We start from the raw sequence: 17,064 nt of genomic DNA on the forward strand, positions 1-17,064 counted from the left end.
GTTAACAAGTCTGATTCCGCTCCGATCTTCGACGTAGCTGACTACGGCATCTGCGGCGACCTGTTCAAGGTTGTTCCGATGATGATCGACGCAATCAAGGCTGCTAAGGCTGCTAAGTAATCAACTGAATATCGTTCAGATTTGATAGAAAAGCCTCTGTCCGATGGACAGAGGCTTTTTGTGCTGTTTGGGTTCATTGTTCGGCGCCTACACTGGGATACTCAGGGTCGCGGTCAAGATAATATTCGACATGGTAAATCCCGTAATAGTCGTTCACGATTTTGCGGACATCTTCGACGTATTGATTTGTGGATGTGTCGCTGTATACGCCACGCAGTGTTTTATACGGGTTTTGCTCGAAAGTGGTGATATAGTCCTTGGTTGCAGCCGGAAAATAAAGCGATTGCTTGTAATGACCCGGCATGTGTGCCCCTTTGGATGCCATAAATGCAACACACTCCTTGTCTGGCAGGTCGGACAGCCGGATTCCGGTCTGCATATATTCCGAAACCGGCGGCGTGTTTTTGACCGTTACAGCCATAATCGCAATGGTGGCGAACAGCAGGACGAAAATTGCTTTGATTCGTGGCTTCAGCATGGTATCACCGCCTTGTCTTGTATATGTTCATTATACTATAAAATCGGTCCGATTTGGAAGAATAGATTTCGATTGGTTGCGAATTACGGGTGCTTCCATTCTCCATTTTTCATTCTCAATTCTGTGCACAGACCAAAAAGACGCAAAACCCAAAGAGGTACGATTCTCACGAATCGTACCTCTTTCGCTATCCGGATAAGGATTATTCGTCCTTATTTTCAGTTTCTGCGGAAGCCTTTGCATCCTTATGCGTCAGCACCAGCTTATCGTCGGCGGCATCGAGCGTTACGCTGTCGCCTTTCTTGATCTTGCCCTCAAGGGATTCCTCGGCAACAAGATCCTCGACCTCGTTGGTAACAGCGCGGCGCAGCGGGCGGGCACCGTAAACCGGATCAAAACCAGCCTTAGCCAGATGCTTCTTAGCGGCCTCGGTCCAATCCATGGTGATCTCCATATCCTGCATGCGGGCAGCAACCTTGCGGAGCATGCCGTCGGCAATCTGTGCAATCTCGTCCTCATTCAGACGGTTGAACACGATGATGTCGTCGATACGGTTGAGGAACTCCGGACGAACCGCGGTCTTGAGTTCCGCCATAACGTCGGCCTTGATCTGCTCAAAGGTGCGCTCTGCAGCGTCCTCCGGCTTGCCGTCCGCAAAGCCGAGCGACTTGCGGCCGCTGCCGGTGATCTTCTGTGCACCGATGTTGGACGTCATGATGATGATGGTGTTTTTGAAATCTACATGGCGGCCCTGACCGTCGGTCAGGATACCATCTTCAAGGATCTGCAGCAGGATGTTGAATACATCCGGGTGTGCCTTCTCGATCTCATCGAACAGGACAACCGAGTACGGATGACGGCGAACCTTCTCGGACAGCTGACCGCCCTCATCGTAGCCAACATATCCCGGAGGCGAACCGATCATACGAGAAACGGCGTGCTTCTCCATATATTCGGACATATCAATGCGGATCAGCGCATTTTCATCGCCGAACATGGCCTCGGCCAGTGCCTTGCTCAGCTCGGTCTTGCCGACACCGGTCGGGCCGAGGAACAGGAACGAACCGATCGGGCGCTTCGGGTCGCGCAGGCCGACACGGCTGCGGCGGATTGCCTTAGCAACGGCGGTTACAGCCTCGCTCTGGCCGATGACACGCTGATGCAGCGTATCCTCGAGGTGCAGCAGGCGCTGTCCCTCGTCCTCGGTCAGCTGAGCAACCGGAACACCGGTCCAGCCGGAGATAACGGCTGCAATGTCGTCCTCGGTGACAGCACCGTGCGACTTGGTCTGCTGGTCAGCCCACTCCTTCTTGCGGGCCTCCATCGCTTCGCGCTTGGACTTCTCCTCGTCACGCAGCTTGGCGGCGTTCTCAAAGTCCTGACCCTTGACGGCCTCTTCCTTCTTTGCAGCAACGGCGGCAATTTCGTCCTCGAGCTGCTTCAAATCCGGCGGAGTGGTCAGGCTGGACAGGCGAACGCGGGAGCAGGCCTCATCAATTACGTCGATTGCCTTATCCGGCAGGTAACGGCCGGTTACATAGCGGACAGACAGCTTGACAGCGGCTTCAATAGCCTCGTCCGGAATCTTGATGCGGTGATGTGCTTCGTACTTGTCGCGCAGACCCTTCAAAATCTCAACGGCATCCTCGGCGGACGGCTCGTTGATCTGAACAGGCTGGAAACGACGCTCCAGAGCGGCATCCTTCTCAATATTCTTGCGGTACTCGTCAAGCGTGGTCGCGCCGATGACCTGTACCTCGCCGCGGCTCAGTGCCGGCTTCAGGATATTCGCAGCATCCGCTGCACCCTCAGCCGCACCGGCACCCATCAGCATATGCATCTCATCAATGAACAGGATGGTGTCCTTCTTGGCGGTCAGCTCTTCAATGACCTTCTTGATGCGCTCCTCGAACTCGCCGCGGTACTTGGTGCCCGCGATCATGCCGGTCAGGTCGAGCGAAATCAGGCGCTTGCCTTTCAGGGTCTCCGGTACGTCGCCGGAAACAATCTTCTGGGCCAGACCCTCGACAACGGCGGTCTTGCCGACACCCGGATCACCGATCAGCGCCGGGTTGTTCTTGGTGCGGCGGGACAGAATCTGGATGACACGCTGAATCTCCTTGGAGCGGCCGATAACCGGGTCCAGCTTGCCCTCCTTGGCAGCGGCTGTCAGGTCGCGGCCAAACTGGCTGAGCGCGTCCTTGCTGTCAGCGCCGCCGTTTGCAGCAGTGCCAGGCTCGCCGGAAACGCTGTCCTGTACGCCGCCGAGCGCTTCATTCAGCTTCTCGACAAGGATCTGCGGGGTGATTTTCAGGTTAGCAAGCGCGGTCAGTGCCACATTCTGCCCTTCGCGCAGGATGCCGAGCAGCAGATGTTCGGTGCCGACATAGCCGGTGCCCATCTCGTTCGCGGACTGTACGGACAGCTCTACAATGCGCTTGGTGCGCGGCGTCATGCCCTGCGGCGCAGTGGAATCCGGGGTGCCGCGGCCGGACAGCTCCTCGATCTGATGAACGAGAGCTTCGTCGGTCACGCCTGCGGCAGTGAGTGCCTTGGCGGCCGGGCCGCCGCCTTCACGCAGCAGGCCGAGCAGCAGGTGCTCCGAGCCAATGTAGCTGTGACCGAACGAAGCGGCCGCTTCCTGTGCAAGCGTCAGTGCCTGACGGGCACGCTCGGTAAAACGGTTTTGATAGAACATAAATAACACTCCTTTCAGAGTAGGAAAATAGCTTGATTTAGAGGTAAAACGTCCTCGCAGGGGCGCACAGTGTGCGTCCGGATTTCAGCATCGTGGTTGGAGTGGGCGCACACTGTGCGCCCCTGCGGGACAGGTGATTAGTTGAATTGAATAGACTTTGTCGCTTCACGCAGGATTTCCGCGCGTTTCTTATCGCGGTCCTGCGGTGCGCCGTTCAGCATTGCCGGACGGATGTGCTCCTCCAGTGCGTACAGCTTCTGCGCGTCCATGCCGGACAGGAAACCCATCTGCAGACCAATCAGAACATTGGAAATGCACTGTACGGCTTCGCTCGTGTCGATGAGGTAGGCGCTCTTCATCGTGCCTGCTGCGCGGTAAATACGGTCGCGCAGTGCGGGTTCGTTCTGGCTGCGTACCTGCTCGCGCGCTTTCTTCTCTGCGTCGATGATGGTGGTTGCCGTTTCTACTAGCTTGTCGGTCAGCTCTGCGGCAGACGCACCGAGAGTAACCTGATTGGACACCTGATAGAATCCGCCGACCGCCTGCGAGCCTTCGCCGTAGGTGCCGCGAACGGCACAGCCGCGGCTGCCCGCGTAGCCGATGATGCGGTCCATCTGCTCGGTTGCGGTCAGCATCGGCAGATGCAGCATGATGGAGGCGCGGAGACCGGTGCCGATATTAGTCGGGCAGGCGGTCAGGTAGCCGAGACGCTCGTCATACGCGAACGGCAGCGCCGCTTCGATGAGCGAAGCTACACGGTTTGCGGTTTCGAGACATTCCTTCGGGCAAAGGCCGGTGCCGATGACCTGCAAACGCAGATGATCTTCCTCGCCGACCATGATGGACACGCCGCTGTCCTTGGAGACAATCAGCCAGCCGCCGTTCTGCGCCAGCTCGGGGGAGATGAGGTGTTCCTCGACCAGCTGAGAGGCTTCGGTCGAACGAGGGATGATCTGCTTCTTGTCAAACTCCGGACCGATGGTCGGATTTTCTTTCAGTGCAGCGAATATCTTGTCAGCAATTTCACTGTGCTGCTGTTCGGTCAGACGGAACGGATAGCCTTTAATATTTCGTGCCAGGCGGACGCGGCTGGATGCAGCCAGACCGGTAAAGCCGCCGTGAATCTCAAACATACTCATTTCTGTTCGCCCTCCATTCTGCGGATCTCATCGCGCAGGCTTGCTGCGCGCTCGTAATCTTCGCTTTCAACTGCCGCTTTCAGCTGTGCCTTGAGGTCAGCCACCGGGTCAGCCTTGGGCTGTTCGGGCGCCGCCGGTGCCGTGCCGATATGACGCGTTGCACCGTGAATCTTCTGTACATACGGATTCAGAATATCCGCAAACGTGGCGTAGCAGTCCGGGCAGCCGACGCGGCCGGTGCGGCGCAGCTCGCTTTCGGTCATGCCGCAGGTCGGGCACTTGCGCTCGGTGCCGAGCATGGTAGCGGTCGGAGCCGCCTCGCCCAGCATGTCATTCCACAGGCTGCCAAAGCCGCCGCCGAGGAACGAATGGAACGGATCGCTCCAGAAGTGGTTCATCGACTGAAATGCGTTTTCAAACGCACCGCCGAGGTTTTCCTTCTGTGCACATTCCGGACACAGGTGCATCTCACGGGTGACACCGTTTACGATTTCCTTATAATACATGGTAGCTTCATTCTTGCCGCATTTTTCGCATTTCATAAGTCAAAACTCCTCTCTGAGAGATTATATATAATGTAGTGTTTACGGAGAAAAGGGCATCACGTTGTTGCAACGCCCATGACTGCGCATCGGAAAATCGCAGAACGCAGTCTGTCGCGGTCGGTTTTATCAACCTCCGCCAGCGCACCGTCCGAGCAGGCGGACAGCAGCAGCTGACCTTCGCGCTGGGTAAGCAGCTCAGCGGAAACGAGAGCGCGTGTCAGACGCGCCGCGTCGTTCTGGCTTAGCCGTCCGCCAATACCGCGTGCCGCTTCGAGCAGCGTGCGCTGCTTGTCATCCAGCAGGCGGATGATGCGGATGAAACCGCCGCCGCCGCGCTGGCTCTCAACCAGATAACCATGCTCCGGTGTGAAGCGGGTCTCTATCACATAATTGATTTGACTCGGTACGCACGAAAACCGGTCAGCAAGGCTTTTGCGCTGCAGCTCAGCAACGCCGCCGCCGTCTGACAGCATCTCACCGATGAAGTCGGCGATCACATCGGACATTTTCATGGTGTTTCACTTCCTTCCGGGAAAGGCACTCACTCATCTGACCTTCCCTGATCATTGTCTATATTGTATATCCGGAGGCGTCCAAAATCAAGAGAAAAATTTGACCATTTCTGACTATTAAAGAGAGGTAGATAAGGCTAACCATTGGTTTTCTCGTTATATCGCTTTGAATCACGATTTTTCTCGGTTTTTCATAAACTGACCCAAATTGTGTACTATGATAAAAGTTACCAAAGACTAACCACTTATTTTTGTTGCTTTTTTTAAATCTTGTGGTAAAATGATAATTGTAAAATACATTTGGAGGTGCAATACCAATGGCATATGTTATCGGTGGCGGCTGCATTATGTGCGGCTCTTGCGCTGGCGAGTGCCCGGTTGGCGCTATCGCTGAGGGCGACGGCAAGTACGAGATCAACGCTGACGCATGTGTAGATTGCGGTACCTGCGCAGGTTCCTGCCCGGTAGGCGCTATCTCTCAGGGCTAATTCCTGAACACATATAAAGCGAAGTACAAAACCCTGTTCCGTTCGGAATGGGGTTTTTACTTTTGCCTAAAACAGCAGAGCGGTCGGGCATTCTTGGCACCGGATGGTTGGGGTACGCGAACTACGTAAGCGTGTTCGTCCCTTTCCGGACGGCACCTTTTTCTGCACCGGATGAGCGGGGTATTTGAACCGAGCAGGCAGTTCACCCTAACGGGCGGAGAGTTTTTCGCTGAACCTCAGCAGGGAATTGCGCTCTGCGGAGCGCGGGAGACTGCCGCATCCGCGGCGGGGACAAAAAGGAAGGGACACCTGCGGTTTCCCTTCCTCTTTGAACTCCTGCCTTTCCCTTATTAGATAGTCTGGCGCAGACCAGAGACCGGCGACCGCTCCGAAATGGAGGAACGGCAGTCGGGTTACCGCAGCGTTTGTTTTGCAACCTATTCGCAGTTCACAGACAGCGTACTGCTACACATACGGGCTACTCTGCGCAGAGCGCGGCATAGCAGTGCCGCGCAACACTTTGGCACGTTGTAACGCACGGCACCTACGAATTTAGACGTTTGGTACAATTTATCCTCGTAGGTGCTGTCTATCATAACGCGCTAACGAATTGCGCGGCACGGTTATGCCGCGCCTGCGTAGAGTAAACCACCTGTGTAGCAGTAATCTATCTGTGAACTGCGAATATTTCACGAAAGACACGCAACGGTAACCCGACTGCCGTTCCCCCATTTCGGAGCGGTCGCCGGTCTCTGGTCTGCGCCAGACCCTCTAGGGGAAAGGGGAGATACACAAGAGGGTGGAAACCGCAGGTGTCTACCCTCTTGTGCGCCCGCGCGGCGTCAGCGCACATTTCGTTCGCTTCTCAAGCGGCGACTATATATAATAGGAATAGGCGAAGAAAAAAAACACTTGAAATTTCCACACAATATGATATAATGGAAAAACTGAAATTTCAATGCCTTGCAAGCTTATGCTCGCAAGGCGTTCTTTTTTTGCCTTGCGGCATAGACGGGGCAGAAAAAACAATCCAAGTTAGACGAGTTAGGCTTTCTGCTGGCGTATCCGCTGCGGATTTTCGTGGTCGGTCCGTTCTGCCGCGCCGTATTCCGCAGCCGCATGGGCGCGCGCACGCACGTGGCTGATGAGGAGGAACAGGCGATTTCGGAAGGATTTGCTGGATAATGTCAGAAAATAGCGAAACTGGCAGAGTGCACAGAGATTGAATGCGCTGTTTGGTAATTTCGTTCAAAATCACGGAGTAAAAATTGAAATCTTATCTGGTTCTTTGCGCGAAAAAGAGTATAATATTCTATGCAAAAGGTTATCACATTAAGAAAGGGTGGGAACAATGTCATATGACTTTCTGTTGACGATTGCGATCATCATGTTGTTCACAAAGGTATTCGGCCTTACTTCGGAGCGCGTGCATATGCCGCAGGTTGTCGGTGCACTGATTGCCGGTGTGCTGGTTGGCCCGAGTTGCCTCGGCTGGGTAGGCGAGACCGATTTTCTGGTAAAGGCCGCTGAGATCGGTGTAATCATCCTGATGTTTAACGCAGGTATGGATACTGATCTGGACGAGCTGAAAACCACCGGTTTTGCGTCCTTCGTTATTGCGCTGATCGGTGTTATCGTGCCGCTGATCGGTGGTGCTGCATGCTATCTGGCGTTCGACAATGATCCGACTGACCCGATGAACATGCTGAAGGCTGCTTTCATCGGTGTCGTTCTGACCGCTACCTCGGTTTCGATCACCGTCGAGACCCTGCGTGAGATGGGCAAGCTGAAAAGTAAAGTCGGTACAGCAATCCTCGGCGCGGCTGTAATCGACGATATCCTCGGTATCGTGGTGCTGACCATTCTGACCGCACTGACTGACCCGTCGGTAAAGCCGATTCTGGTACTCGGCCGCATCGTTGCGTTCTTCGGTTTCGTACTGGTTGTTGGTCTCGTTATGTACCGCGTATTCCTCAAGATGGAGGAGAAGTGGCATCATCATCGCCGTATTGCAATCTATGCGGTAGCATTCGCATTCCTGATGAGCTACGTTGCAGAGCGTTACTTCGGTATTGCAGATATCACCGGTGCATACTTCGCAGGCATCGTAATGTGCCGTCTGTCCTCTGCGCGTGACTACGTTGCAAGCAAGACCAACGTGCTCGGCTACATGCTGTTCTCTCCGCTGTTCTTCGCTTCCATCGGTATTAAGACCAACCTGGAAGGTCTGACCAGCACCATGGCGATCTTCGCAGTGGTACTGACCATCGTTGCAATCCTGACCAAGATCATCGGCTGTGGCATTGGTGCCCGCATCATGGGCTTCCAGACTTATGATGCGTTCTCCATCGGTCTGGGCATGGTATCCCGCGGTGAGGTTGCACTGATCGTAGCACAGAAGGGCGAGCAGGCCGGTCTGATCGACCCGCACATGTTCCCGCCGATCGTACTGGTCGTTATCGTTACTACGCTGGTAACGCCGATTCTGCTCAAGCTCGGCATGAGTAAGCAGACTCCGGCAAACACGGAGTTCAATGCACAGGAAAAGGTGCAGATGCCCAAGGTAAGCCAGCACTGATTGCTGTCGCAGAACCATGGTTCCGTCGGCAAGCAGGAACGGACCGCAGGCTGTTCCAAAGTTGTCCGAAAGTTCCCGTACGGAAATTTTCTCCCTCTCAAAGTCAAAAATCCTGCGCTATCCTTGCGCGGCTTCTCGGCCGCGCTGCGCCGGTACATGCTCCCGGATTTTTGGAATTTGCACGGCAAATTCTATTGAACACGCGCAATGCGCGAAACAACCGTCTGTTTTGAACAGGCGGTTGTTTTTATATGCAAATATCAATTATTCGCTGTATTGAAGCCTTGCGGCAAGTATGCTATAATAGTAGCGTTTAATACTATCTCTTAATGGAGGAAACAACATGAAAGCAACGAAGCTTCTGCCGATTCTGGCGGTCGTGCTGTGCGTTCCGGGGATTGCGCTGCGCGCGCTGCACCTGCTGAACGGTTTTGACGTAAGCACCGGCTTGCCGACGGCAGGCGATAAATGGATCTGGTTCGTGATCGCGCTGTTCGCTATCAGTGCAATCGTATATGCTGTGCTGGCGCTGCCGCTTAAGACGCGCAATAAGGTACCGTTTGAGCAGCTGCTCGGCACGAAAGAGGTGCTGTTCCGCATGGCGGCTGTCGTTGCGGGACTGATTGTAGCGGCGGGCAGTCTGGGTTACCTGTATCTGACCATCACCACGGTAGAGCAGGACGCAGCTGCATGGGCACGCGTTTTGGAGATCGTCTACGCGATCATGGGCGTGCTGACCGGCGGCTGCATGATCGGTCTGGCCAAGGCACAGGGCGTACAGATGACGGAAAAGAGCGCCGCAATGACGCTCGTACCGCTGTTCTGGAGCTGCCTGCATCTGCTGGTCAACTACCGCATGACCTGCACCGATCCGAAGCTGGCGTCGTTCGGCTTTGGTCTGGTTGCCGATGTGATGATTGTGCTGGCGTTTTATGAACTGGCGCGTCTGCTGTTTGGCAAGCCGGCGCCGGCTATGCTGGCGTTCTTTGCCGCAGTGGCGGTCACCATGTCGGTGTCGGATATCGGCGGCTACGGTCTGGCTATGCTGATGGGCATTCCGTCCATGTGGTCGATCAAAATGGTGCTGCGCGGCATTCTGGCTGCAGCAGCGTGCGTTATGCTGGCTGCTGAGCTGTTCTGCCTGTGCCGCTCGGACGCAGCGCAGACGGCAGCCGAGGATTAACAGGGGAGGACACCGAAATGCTGTTTGTATGCTATCCCAAATGCTCGACCTGCCAGAAGGCGAAGGCGTGGCTGCAGGAGCGCGGCGTGGCGTTTGACGAGCGTGATATCAAGCAGGACAATCCGACCGAGCAGGAGCTGCGTGCGTGGCACGAAAAGAGCGGTCTGCCGCTTAAGCGGTTCTTTAATACGAGCGGCCTGCAGTATAAGGCGCTGGGGCTCAAGGATAAGCTGCCGGCCATGACCGAGGACGAGCAGTATGCGCTGCTCGCGACCGATGGCATGCTGGTCAAGCGCCCGCTGCTCATCGGAGAGGACTTTGCTCTTCCGGGTTTTAAGGTAAAAGAATGGGAAGAAAAGCTGAAATAAGGCACAAAAACAGACGAACCCTTGTGGTTCGTCTGTTTTTTTGTTGGCAATATGAGTTAAGAGTGGAGAGATTTAACACCGAGCAGTGATTATACCCGCAGGAAATGAATAATCTGCACAAACCAACGAGTTGCGCGACACTGTCATACTTCAGAGTACCTTCTCTTGCCCTTCGGGCAATTCACCTTGTGCCGCGCCTGCGTAGAGTAGCCGACCTGTGTAGCAGTACGGTAAGCGAAATGCGAATATGCGGATACAACGCGGAAGAATAAATCCTCTGCCGTACTCCTTTTCCTGCTTACGCAGTCTACCATCTGCACCCAAGGTAGGCTACCAAGGGAAACGGGTGTTCAAAGAGGGTAGAAACCGCAGATGTCTACCCTTTTTGCTCCCGCGGCGAGCGTCGCATCTCTGCATGAAATTGTGATAAGAAAAAAGTGAGAACAAATGTTCACATATGTGTTGACAAACACGAGGATCTGGTGTAAAATATATCTTGCTTATCGGGCAAGATACGGAACGGTATCGAAGTGGTCATAACGAGGCGGTCTTGAAAACCGTTTGTCCGAAAGGGCGCGTGGGTTCGAATCCCACCCGTTCCGCCAATCACGAGATTGCGCGCGGAGGGTTCGATCGAGAATAACTCCGCGCACAACTTAACACCTTGACATGGAGACATACCCAAGCTGGTGAAGGGGCTCCCCTGCTAAGGGAGTAGGTCGAGAAATCGGCGCGAGAGTTCAAATCTCTCTGTCTCCGCCATGAAAGCTGCACTTTTTATTGCGAAAAGTGCAGCTTTTCTGCATTTATAGATAGAAAACGATAACTTTTAGAACGACTTAATTTTCCTTGACAGCAATCGTGACAGCAACGGGCTAATTTACGGCTCCCAAACTGGAGATCAGCTCCTCCATACGGGCGGCACTGCTGCGCTGCATTTGGTCACTGACATGAGCGTAGGTTTTCAGCGTAAACGAAGCTGTACTGTGACCTAAATTCGTCTGCACGGTCTTAATATCATCGCCGTTTTCCAGCGAAATCGTAGCGAATGAGTGGCGCAGAGAATGAAACGTATAATCCCCCATACCGCAGGAACGCAGCAGACGCTTGAGGTGCTTGTATACGGTCTGGTGGTTGAGTGCGCGGCCAAATTCATTGGTGAAAACCAGATCAAACGAATTGTTCCACAGCGGTCCGGCGGCTAAACGCTGACGCTGCTGCTTGGTGCGCTGCTTCTGCAAGGTAAGCATAGCGGTGTCAGCCAGAACAATACGCCGCTGCTTGTTCTCTTTCGGGTCAATGAGCGTATAGCTGTAATCACCTTTCTTGCATTTCTGCTGGAGCTGCTTGCGTACAACAAGGCTGTTTCGGTTCCAGTCAATATCAGCCCAGCGCAAGCCGAGAATTTCGGACTGGCGCATACCGGAGAAAATATCGAGGAAGAACAGATAATAGAATTCGTCCTTGCGAATCAGATCGAGAAACTGATTCAGCTCGGCAGAGGTGATCGCTTTGGCGCGGGTTTGCGTTACACGCGGCAGAGAACAGAAGTCGGCAACATTGCGCTGTAAGATCTCATCGCGCTGTGCAGCGGTCAACAGGGCGTGCAGCGTGCCGAATACGGTGTGTACAGTCTTGGGGGCAAGCCCTTTACCGCCTGCGCCTAAAGACGAAGCAAAGCGCTGTACCTCGCGGTGGGTGAGGTCGGTCAAACGGCGAGTACCCAGTGCGGGAAGAATATGCAGCCGAAGATTTTTCTCGTAACTGCGCTGTGTGGAATCGGTCAGCGTGGCAACGTGAGTTGTCATGTATTCTGCGGCATATTCGGCTACCGTGATTTTACGCGGTTCCTGAAAGGTGCCGTTGTCAATACTGGAGGTTGCAGCACGCAGTTTCTCTGCGACTTCTTTCTGTGTTTGGCCGTAAATGGTATGACGACGAGGCTTTCCGGTTTCCGGATCGTAACCGGACACATACTGACCCTGCCAGCGGCCGTCTTTCCGCTTGGTAATAGAGCCGCTTCCGGCTTCACGCTTTTTATTTTTTCGTGCCATAAGTAAAAGAATACTCCTTTCCGGCACATACAGTTCGGTTGTATGTAAATAGTATAGCACAGGTATGCAAGTTTTGCACAAGCTGGGGATAAATGCTGTGCGTGAGATAAGATGAGGGCAAGGTTTTAGACCTTGCCCTCTGCTGCATATTCAGGCACTTTTCTTGGCGGCGTCCTCTTTGAGCCATTGCATCAGTGCATCGTGTGTTACAAGCAGGCGGCGGCCTATTTTGAGTGTTGGGAAATCTTCACGGTGAAAGAGCGCATAGGCAGCGCTACGGCTTATGCCGAGCAGTTCAGCCAGATCACGGGCGGATAAGGTGATACATTTTACTTGTGCTGCCATAGAATCAGACCTCCGTATTGCCTAAGTACTGCTGCATGAGCGACCGGACCGTGATAATACGGCCAAGCGGCAGTTCGAGTGGAATAGGAAGACCGGGTGCAATCTCTCTGAGGTGGTTCAGCGCATCGTGCTGTGCGTCTAGGTAAGAGCAGTGTGAGATTTGACGTTTAGGAGAGCAGATGTACTTCCGGAAACATTCGTTTGCCTGATCCCAGTTGTAGGCGATCATAACGGCATTGCTGCCCTTGAGAACATAGTAGCGGCCATTTTTGCTTTTGTAGTTATTTTTATGCTTACCCATAATTTGTTTCTCCTTATTGGTTCGATAGTTTAATTCCGATGTACCATTGTGGGTCTTGTCACCGATCCGTATTTTTTTCGGCTTGACTTTATTCGCAAGCTGGCTGCGCAATATGCGCGAAAAGCGTGTTCGATCAGTTATAATCGGCAAGTCGTGTCCCACGCAATAGGCGGTGCAGGCTTCGTGCAGGTCTTGCGTAGAGGTAAAGCTGTTATCGTCGGTCAGGATACAGCAATCATTTAGAAATGCAGCGATATTCTGGTTTTCGGACATAGGCGATGCATAGGACTGGGATAACAGTTGATCGACGAGGGCCTGTCCTGCAAAAATGTACTTGTCCGCAAGCAGACGGTGATATGCGTGGATTGCGCGGAGAAAGATGCCGTCCCGCTCGGCAAGGATTTTCTGCGTGAGTAGATGATCCTGCTGTTCCGTAGGGATAGAGAACCGAAAAGGTATCACCACCATGCGGGATAACAGCGCCGTATCTTCTTCGGCCATCCGAATCGGAAAGTTCGATGCGAACACGAGATTGATCGCTGGTGCCATGGTTGCAAGCGGCTTATACTTTTCCTCCACTGTCATAAGATCGCGTCCTGTGATCTGTTTGAGCGTTGCAACGGCCTGTGCCGAGAGCGTACGATTAGGAAGATCACCGCAGATATTGAGCTTCTTTTCAATCAGGGCTGCACCGGAAAAACGATCGCCAAGACGGTAAAGATCAAGTGTGCTCACAGCTTCGGGATTGAACATAGAGCGCAGCAGCTCAAGCAGCACGCTTTTGCCGCTGTTGCTGACACCTTGCAGCAGGAAGAATACCTTACCATCGGTATCACAGGCAAAAATATAGCCGAGCATTTGCCAGATACGCATTTGCAGAGCGTAATCATTTCCGGTGATAAAACCTATGAAATTGTCAAAGTGCGGCGTACCATGGCACAGAGTAGGCAGCGATACATTCAGACAATGTGTGAAAAAGTAGGCAGGAGTATGCGGCGATATGGTGTTCGTTGTCATATCATAGATACCGTTCTGGATGCAGAGCAGCGAATGGTTGCCTGGTGGTTCAGCAAGCAGCTTGGAATTGCTGAGCAGGAAGACTTCGATGTCCTCGAAAACCCGCTTGCTGCTGTGTTTTTCAATGTCGGAAGTACAGAGCGCGCGCATCAGGCGGCGCAGCTCACCGGTCTGCAATAGGTGATACCAGCCGTTCGCATACCAGTAAATGTGCTCTTGGTAGATGCGGATTTTTCCAGTTGCGGCAATGTGGTTGGCGATAGTCGCGGCATTGGCCGCTTTGGGACGCTCTATTACAGGTGGACAAACGGCTGTTTCTGTTGGCGCAGGCTGATTCTGTGGAATCGAAACTGCTACCTGCTGTGTAGGCGCACAGGAAACCGGTGGCAGAGCGGGAACGGACATAGCTTTTTCTGGACTGCCTGTATTGTTGGTATACTCCTGTTGTGATATAGTAATATCAGAGGAATTGGAACAAAATGCAGACAGGACATTGTTCATCACATCTTCTGGCGATGCTGTCGGTGAATCGGCGGGTATTGCTTTGTTGCTTCCGAAGTTGATCGCATCAAAGAGGATGGGAATAGCGTATCCGTTTTTGTCCAGTGGGTAATTGTTTGATGTCGTAGGAATACCTCCTTGTTTTGGTGTTAGAGGCCTCTTCGTGCTATATATTACATGATGTGATATGTGGTTTGCAAATTGTGAAAAACGCGAAAAACGATGATTTTTGAAACTTTTTTGGATGTGTGCGGCGTGTGATAAAAATAAAGTGGCAACAGTAATAATTGTGATGCTCAAAAAGTTTACAGTGCTCGCATAAAAGGTAATTTTTTCAAAAGTTGAAGGAAGCTAAAATTATGCTGGGTAATGAAGAAGAAAAGCAGAAAATGGCAGATAACGGTGAGGGCGATAAGTGTCAGAATAGCGAAAAAAATGCTGTCAATCCAGATGAGATTATTGATGACAGCGAGATGGAAAACAAGCAAGATGCGGCAGAAAGCGAAGCGGCTGTTGATGAAAATAACGAAAAAGGAAAACCTTGTTTAATACCAGAATTACAAGCAAAGTCGCGTAATATAGGAGTAGCGGTTCCGACAAAATTACAGATTGATGCAAAGACTTTTAGCGAACGGTACAGGATGTTAAGAGAAGAGAAAAATATCTCCAATGACAAAGTTGCGGCGAGGATAAAGGAGTTATCGGAAGAGGAGAAAAGGGTTGATGCATTGAAGCAGTCGTTGTGGAAGGTTGAACAGGGGAAGAGTAAATCTGAATGGATATGTCGTGGGGCTGCAAAGGTATTTGGGGTTAGTGCTGAATATCTGGGAGGACAGGTAGATTGTCCTCGTGTAGTTCGTACGAATAACGATGATACTATTGAAAGAAGTGATATATTATTGTTTGAGCCTATTATTGTTTCAGGTCGACCATCGGATAAGGTAAAAGAGGAGCAAAGGAAGAAAGAACAGGTTACTATTCAAGAATTTATTGAGAAAGAGGATGGTTTAGTAAATACTCAAGGGAATAACGAAAAAATAGAATCAATATATTCTGATATTTTTTATCATATAGCGCACGCAGAACTTGAAGAACAGGAAAATTTTATTAAGTGTTGGGAATTGCAAAAGAAATATACTGCTAATCCAGAGCAACTTACACCAGATGAACGAAAAAAGTTTAAGCGCAGATTAACGTTTCATAAAAAAACTTCATTAGCTGGAGAGCATAAATATCATGTCATTTGGGATTTGATTTTTAGCAATGAAGAGTTGTTTGAGGTGTTGTATGAAATTGCTTCTGATCCGCTCAATAATAAAGAGCAGTTGCGTGATATGATGATAAGAAATTATGAATATACGAAAAAACAGTTCAAATAGTTCTTAAAGAATAAATTTGTTCCGCGTTCTGCGTTCCGCATAGATACTTTTTCCACAGTGTATAATAAGAATAATAGTAATAATAAGTATAAGTGTAAAAAGTATACCGTCAGAACGCGGAACGCGGAACACAGAAGATTTACCCCATTTATGTGTGCATAAATGGGGGATTTGTACTATTTCTGTAAATAAGCGTATTTTCAATTATATATTATCTCCATGAAGTATCAATAACCCAACAAATACTGAATGGAGGAAACCAAAATGAAAGATACTCGAATTTGTGACAACTGCGGTGCAGAGCACTCAATCAGCAAGATGTTTGAGGTAGAGGGTGACTGGCTCTGTGAGGACTGTGCCCACCATTTGACCGTAATCTGTGACCACTGTGGCGACCGCATCTATCAGGAAAGCGCCGTTGAGGACGATCATCACACGCTCTGCGAGGGCTGTTTTGACGAGCACTATGTCCGCTGCCACGACTGTGGCTGCATCCTGCGCAGCTATGATGCCTACTTCGATGACGACGATCATTCCTATTGCTCGGATTGCTGGGACGATCACGAGGGCGCGATTCACGACTACAACTATATGCCTGACCTTGTGTTCCACGGCAAGGGCCTGCGGCATTTTGGCGTAGAACTGGAAATCGACGAGGGCGGCACGGTAAACAGCAACGCGCAGAAACTGCTGGACATTGCTAACGCAAACGCCGAAAACCTGTACATTAAGACAGACGGCAGTCTGGATGAAGGCTTGGAACTTGTCACGCATCCCATGACATTGGAATACCATCTGAACGAAATGCCGTGGGAGCAGGTACTCTGCAAAGCACAGCGCATGGGGTATCTCAGCCATGCAGCAGGAACCTGCGGCCTGCACGTTCATATCTCTCGCTTGGCATTTGGCTGTACCTACGAACAGCAGGAGGCCGCAATCGCCCGCCTGCTCTACTTTGTAGAGAAATTCTGGGCTGAGCTTCTGCGGTTCAGCCGCCGTACGCAGAGCCAGATGAACCGCTGGGCGGCTCGGTATGGTATCCGTCTTACGCCGTCCGAGCAGATGAGCCACGCGAAGAACTCTTGCGCCGGACGTTACACGGCGGTCAACCTTACGAACTCTGACACCGTAGAAATCCGGATGTTCCGCGGAACCTTGAAATTAAACACACTGAAAGCCACTTTGCAGATGGTCAACCATCTTGTCGAGGTGGCTGTTTCTTTGTCCGATTATCAGGTACAGGACATGAGCTGGTTTGACTTCCTCGACGAAATCAAGGAGCCGGAACTTATCCAGTATCTTAAGGAACGCCGCCTGTATGTCAACGAACCTGTCACCGCAAGCGAGGAGGAATGAGT

Annotated in this window: 14 protein-coding genes, 2 tRNA genes and 1 pseudogene; 9 read left to right on the plus strand and 8 right to left on the minus strand. The window is 52.0% G+C overall.

Going from position 1 to position 17,064, the window contains the following annotated elements:
* Positions 1-120 (plus strand): annotated as a pseudogene (locus tag DXB00_RS17345) (acryloyl-CoA reductase electron transfer subunit beta); the annotation flags it as partial.
* Positions 121-193: 73 nt separating this feature from the next.
* On the opposite strand, the gene DXB00_RS12235 reads toward DXB00_RS17345, so the two are convergent.
* The 5 genes from DXB00_RS12235 to DXB00_RS12255 form a co-directional block, all read right to left on the minus strand.
* The gene (locus DXB00_RS12235; protein WP_118729622.1) at positions 194-598 is read right to left on the minus strand and encodes a hypothetical protein; all 405 of its coding nucleotides are present in this window, start codon (positions 596-598) and stop codon (positions 194-196) included.
* Between the two features lie 202 nt (positions 599-800).
* A complete protein-coding gene (locus DXB00_RS12240) occupies positions 801-3,296 on the minus strand; it encodes an ATP-dependent Clp protease ATP-binding subunit (RefSeq protein ID WP_118729623.1) in 2,496 nt (831 codons plus the stop codon).
* Between the two features lie 137 nt (positions 3,297-3,433).
* A complete protein-coding gene (locus DXB00_RS12245; RefSeq protein WP_118729624.1) occupies positions 3,434-4,435 on the minus strand; it encodes an ATP--guanido phosphotransferase in 1,002 nt (333 codons plus the stop codon).
* Entirely contained in the window at positions 4,432-4,977 is a 546-nt protein-coding gene (locus DXB00_RS12250; RefSeq protein ID WP_118729625.1) for a UvrB/UvrC motif-containing protein, read from the minus strand. The genes DXB00_RS12245 and DXB00_RS12250 overlap by 4 nt, the downstream gene beginning before the upstream one ends.
* A gap of 59 nt (positions 4,978-5,036) precedes the next feature.
* Positions 5,037-5,492 carry a CtsR family transcriptional regulator gene (locus tag DXB00_RS12255; protein WP_118361133.1) on the minus strand — a complete coding sequence of 152 codons (456 nt, stop codon included), beginning with the start codon at positions 5,490-5,492 and terminating at the stop codon, positions 5,037-5,039.
* Between the two features lie 317 nt (positions 5,493-5,809).
* On the opposite strand from DXB00_RS12255, the gene DXB00_RS12260 reads away from it, so the two are divergent.
* The 6 genes from DXB00_RS12260 (at position 5,810) to DXB00_RS12290 (ending at position 10,871) form a co-directional block, all read left to right on the plus strand.
* Complete coding sequence (locus DXB00_RS12260; RefSeq protein WP_110435960.1) at positions 5,810-5,980, plus strand: DUF362 domain-containing protein; 171 nt, start codon at positions 5,810-5,812, stop codon at positions 5,978-5,980.
* A gap of 1,351 nt (positions 5,981-7,331) precedes the next feature.
* Entirely contained in the window at positions 7,332-8,558 is a 1,227-nt protein-coding gene (locus tag DXB00_RS12265) for a cation:proton antiporter (protein WP_119215002.1), read from the plus strand.
* A 343-nt stretch (positions 8,559-8,901) separates the two neighbouring features.
* Positions 8,902-9,741 carry a hypothetical protein gene (locus DXB00_RS12275; RefSeq protein ID WP_118729628.1) on the plus strand — a complete coding sequence of 280 codons (840 nt, stop codon included), beginning with the start codon at positions 8,902-8,904 and terminating at the stop codon, positions 9,739-9,741.
* Between the two features lie 17 nt (positions 9,742-9,758).
* A complete protein-coding gene (locus DXB00_RS12280; protein ID WP_118729629.1) occupies positions 9,759-10,109 on the plus strand; it encodes an arsenate reductase family protein in 351 nt (116 codons plus the stop codon).
* 516 nt (positions 10,110-10,625) lie between these two features.
* Positions 10,626-10,714: transfer RNA gene (locus DXB00_RS12285), tRNA-Ser, on the plus strand.
* 66 nt (positions 10,715-10,780) lie between these two features.
* Positions 10,781-10,871: transfer RNA gene (locus DXB00_RS12290), tRNA-Ser, on the plus strand.
* 113 nt (positions 10,872-10,984) lie between these two features.
* On the opposite strand, the gene DXB00_RS12295 is transcribed toward DXB00_RS12290, so the two are convergent.
* From DXB00_RS12295 to DXB00_RS12305, 3 genes are all read right to left on the minus strand, one after another.
* Positions 10,985-12,163, minus strand: coding sequence for a tyrosine-type recombinase/integrase (locus DXB00_RS12295; protein WP_118729630.1), 1,179 nt, complete (start codon positions 12,161-12,163; stop codon positions 10,985-10,987).
* 150 nt (positions 12,164-12,313) lie between these two features.
* Positions 12,314-12,508 (minus strand): helix-turn-helix domain-containing protein, encoded by a 195-nt coding sequence (locus DXB00_RS12300; protein WP_118729631.1) that lies wholly within the window; start codon positions 12,506-12,508, stop codon positions 12,314-12,316.
* Positions 12,509-12,512: 4 nt separating this feature from the next.
* Complete coding sequence (locus DXB00_RS12305) at positions 12,513-14,627, minus strand: DNA primase family protein (protein WP_147359217.1); 2,115 nt, start codon at positions 14,625-14,627, stop codon at positions 12,513-12,515.
* A gap of 59 nt (positions 14,628-14,686) precedes the next feature.
* On the opposite strand from DXB00_RS12305, the gene DXB00_RS12310 reads away from it, so the two are divergent.
* On the plus strand, positions 14,687-15,706 hold the full coding sequence (locus tag DXB00_RS12310) for a hypothetical protein (RefSeq protein WP_118729633.1): 1,020 nt from the start codon (positions 14,687-14,689) through the stop codon (positions 15,704-15,706).
* A gap of 264 nt (positions 15,707-15,970) precedes the next feature.
* Positions 15,971-17,062 carry an amidoligase family protein gene (locus tag DXB00_RS12315; RefSeq protein ID WP_118729634.1) on the plus strand — a complete coding sequence of 364 codons (1,092 nt, stop codon included), beginning with the start codon at positions 15,971-15,973 and terminating at the stop codon, positions 17,060-17,062.
* The last annotated feature ends 2 nt before the right edge of the window (positions 17,063-17,064 follow it).

Origin of the sequence: Butyricicoccus sp. OF10-2, assembly GCF_003481925.1 — a bacterium.
In the GTDB taxonomy this organism is placed as follows: domain Bacteria; phylum Bacillota; class Clostridia; order Oscillospirales; family Butyricicoccaceae; genus Agathobaculum; species Agathobaculum butyriciproducens.

Excerpts from the sequence above, each read along its gene's own strand:
- DXB00_RS12235 (WP_118729622.1), bottom strand. The coding sequence starts at position 598 with ATGCTGAAGCCACGAATCAAAGCAATTTTCGTCCTGCTGTTCGCCACC.
- DXB00_RS12240 (WP_118729623.1), bottom strand. The coding sequence starts at position 3,296 with ATGTTCTATCAAAACCGTTTTACCGAGCGTGCCCGTCAGGCACTGACG.
- DXB00_RS12245 (WP_118729624.1), bottom strand. The coding sequence starts at position 4,435 with ATGAGTATGTTTGAGATTCACGGCGGCTTTACCGGTCTGGCTGCATCC.
- DXB00_RS12250 (WP_118729625.1), bottom strand. The coding sequence starts at position 4,977 with ATGAAATGCGAAAAATGCGGCAAGAATGAAGCTACCATGTATTATAAG.
- DXB00_RS12255 (WP_118361133.1), bottom strand. The coding sequence starts at position 5,492 with ATGAAAATGTCCGATGTGATCGCCGACTTCATCGGTGAGATGCTGTCA.
- DXB00_RS12260 (WP_110435960.1), top strand. The coding sequence starts at position 5,810 with ATGGCATATGTTATCGGTGGCGGCTGCATTATGTGCGGCTCTTGCGCT.
- DXB00_RS12265 (WP_119215002.1), top strand. The coding sequence starts at position 7,332 with ATGTCATATGACTTTCTGTTGACGATTGCGATCATCATGTTGTTCACA.
- DXB00_RS12275 (WP_118729628.1), top strand. The coding sequence starts at position 8,902 with ATGAAAGCAACGAAGCTTCTGCCGATTCTGGCGGTCGTGCTGTGCGTT.
- DXB00_RS12280 (WP_118729629.1), top strand. The coding sequence starts at position 9,759 with ATGCTGTTTGTATGCTATCCCAAATGCTCGACCTGCCAGAAGGCGAAG.
- DXB00_RS12295 (WP_118729630.1), bottom strand. The coding sequence starts at position 12,163 with ATGGCACGAAAAAATAAAAAGCGTGAAGCCGGAAGCGGCTCTATTACC.
- DXB00_RS12300 (WP_118729631.1), bottom strand. The coding sequence starts at position 12,508 with ATGGCAGCACAAGTAAAATGTATCACCTTATCCGCCCGTGATCTGGCT.
- DXB00_RS12310 (WP_118729633.1), top strand. The coding sequence starts at position 14,687 with ATGCTGGGTAATGAAGAAGAAAAGCAGAAAATGGCAGATAACGGTGAG.
- DXB00_RS12315 (WP_118729634.1), top strand. The coding sequence starts at position 15,971 with ATGAAAGATACTCGAATTTGTGACAACTGCGGTGCAGAGCACTCAATC.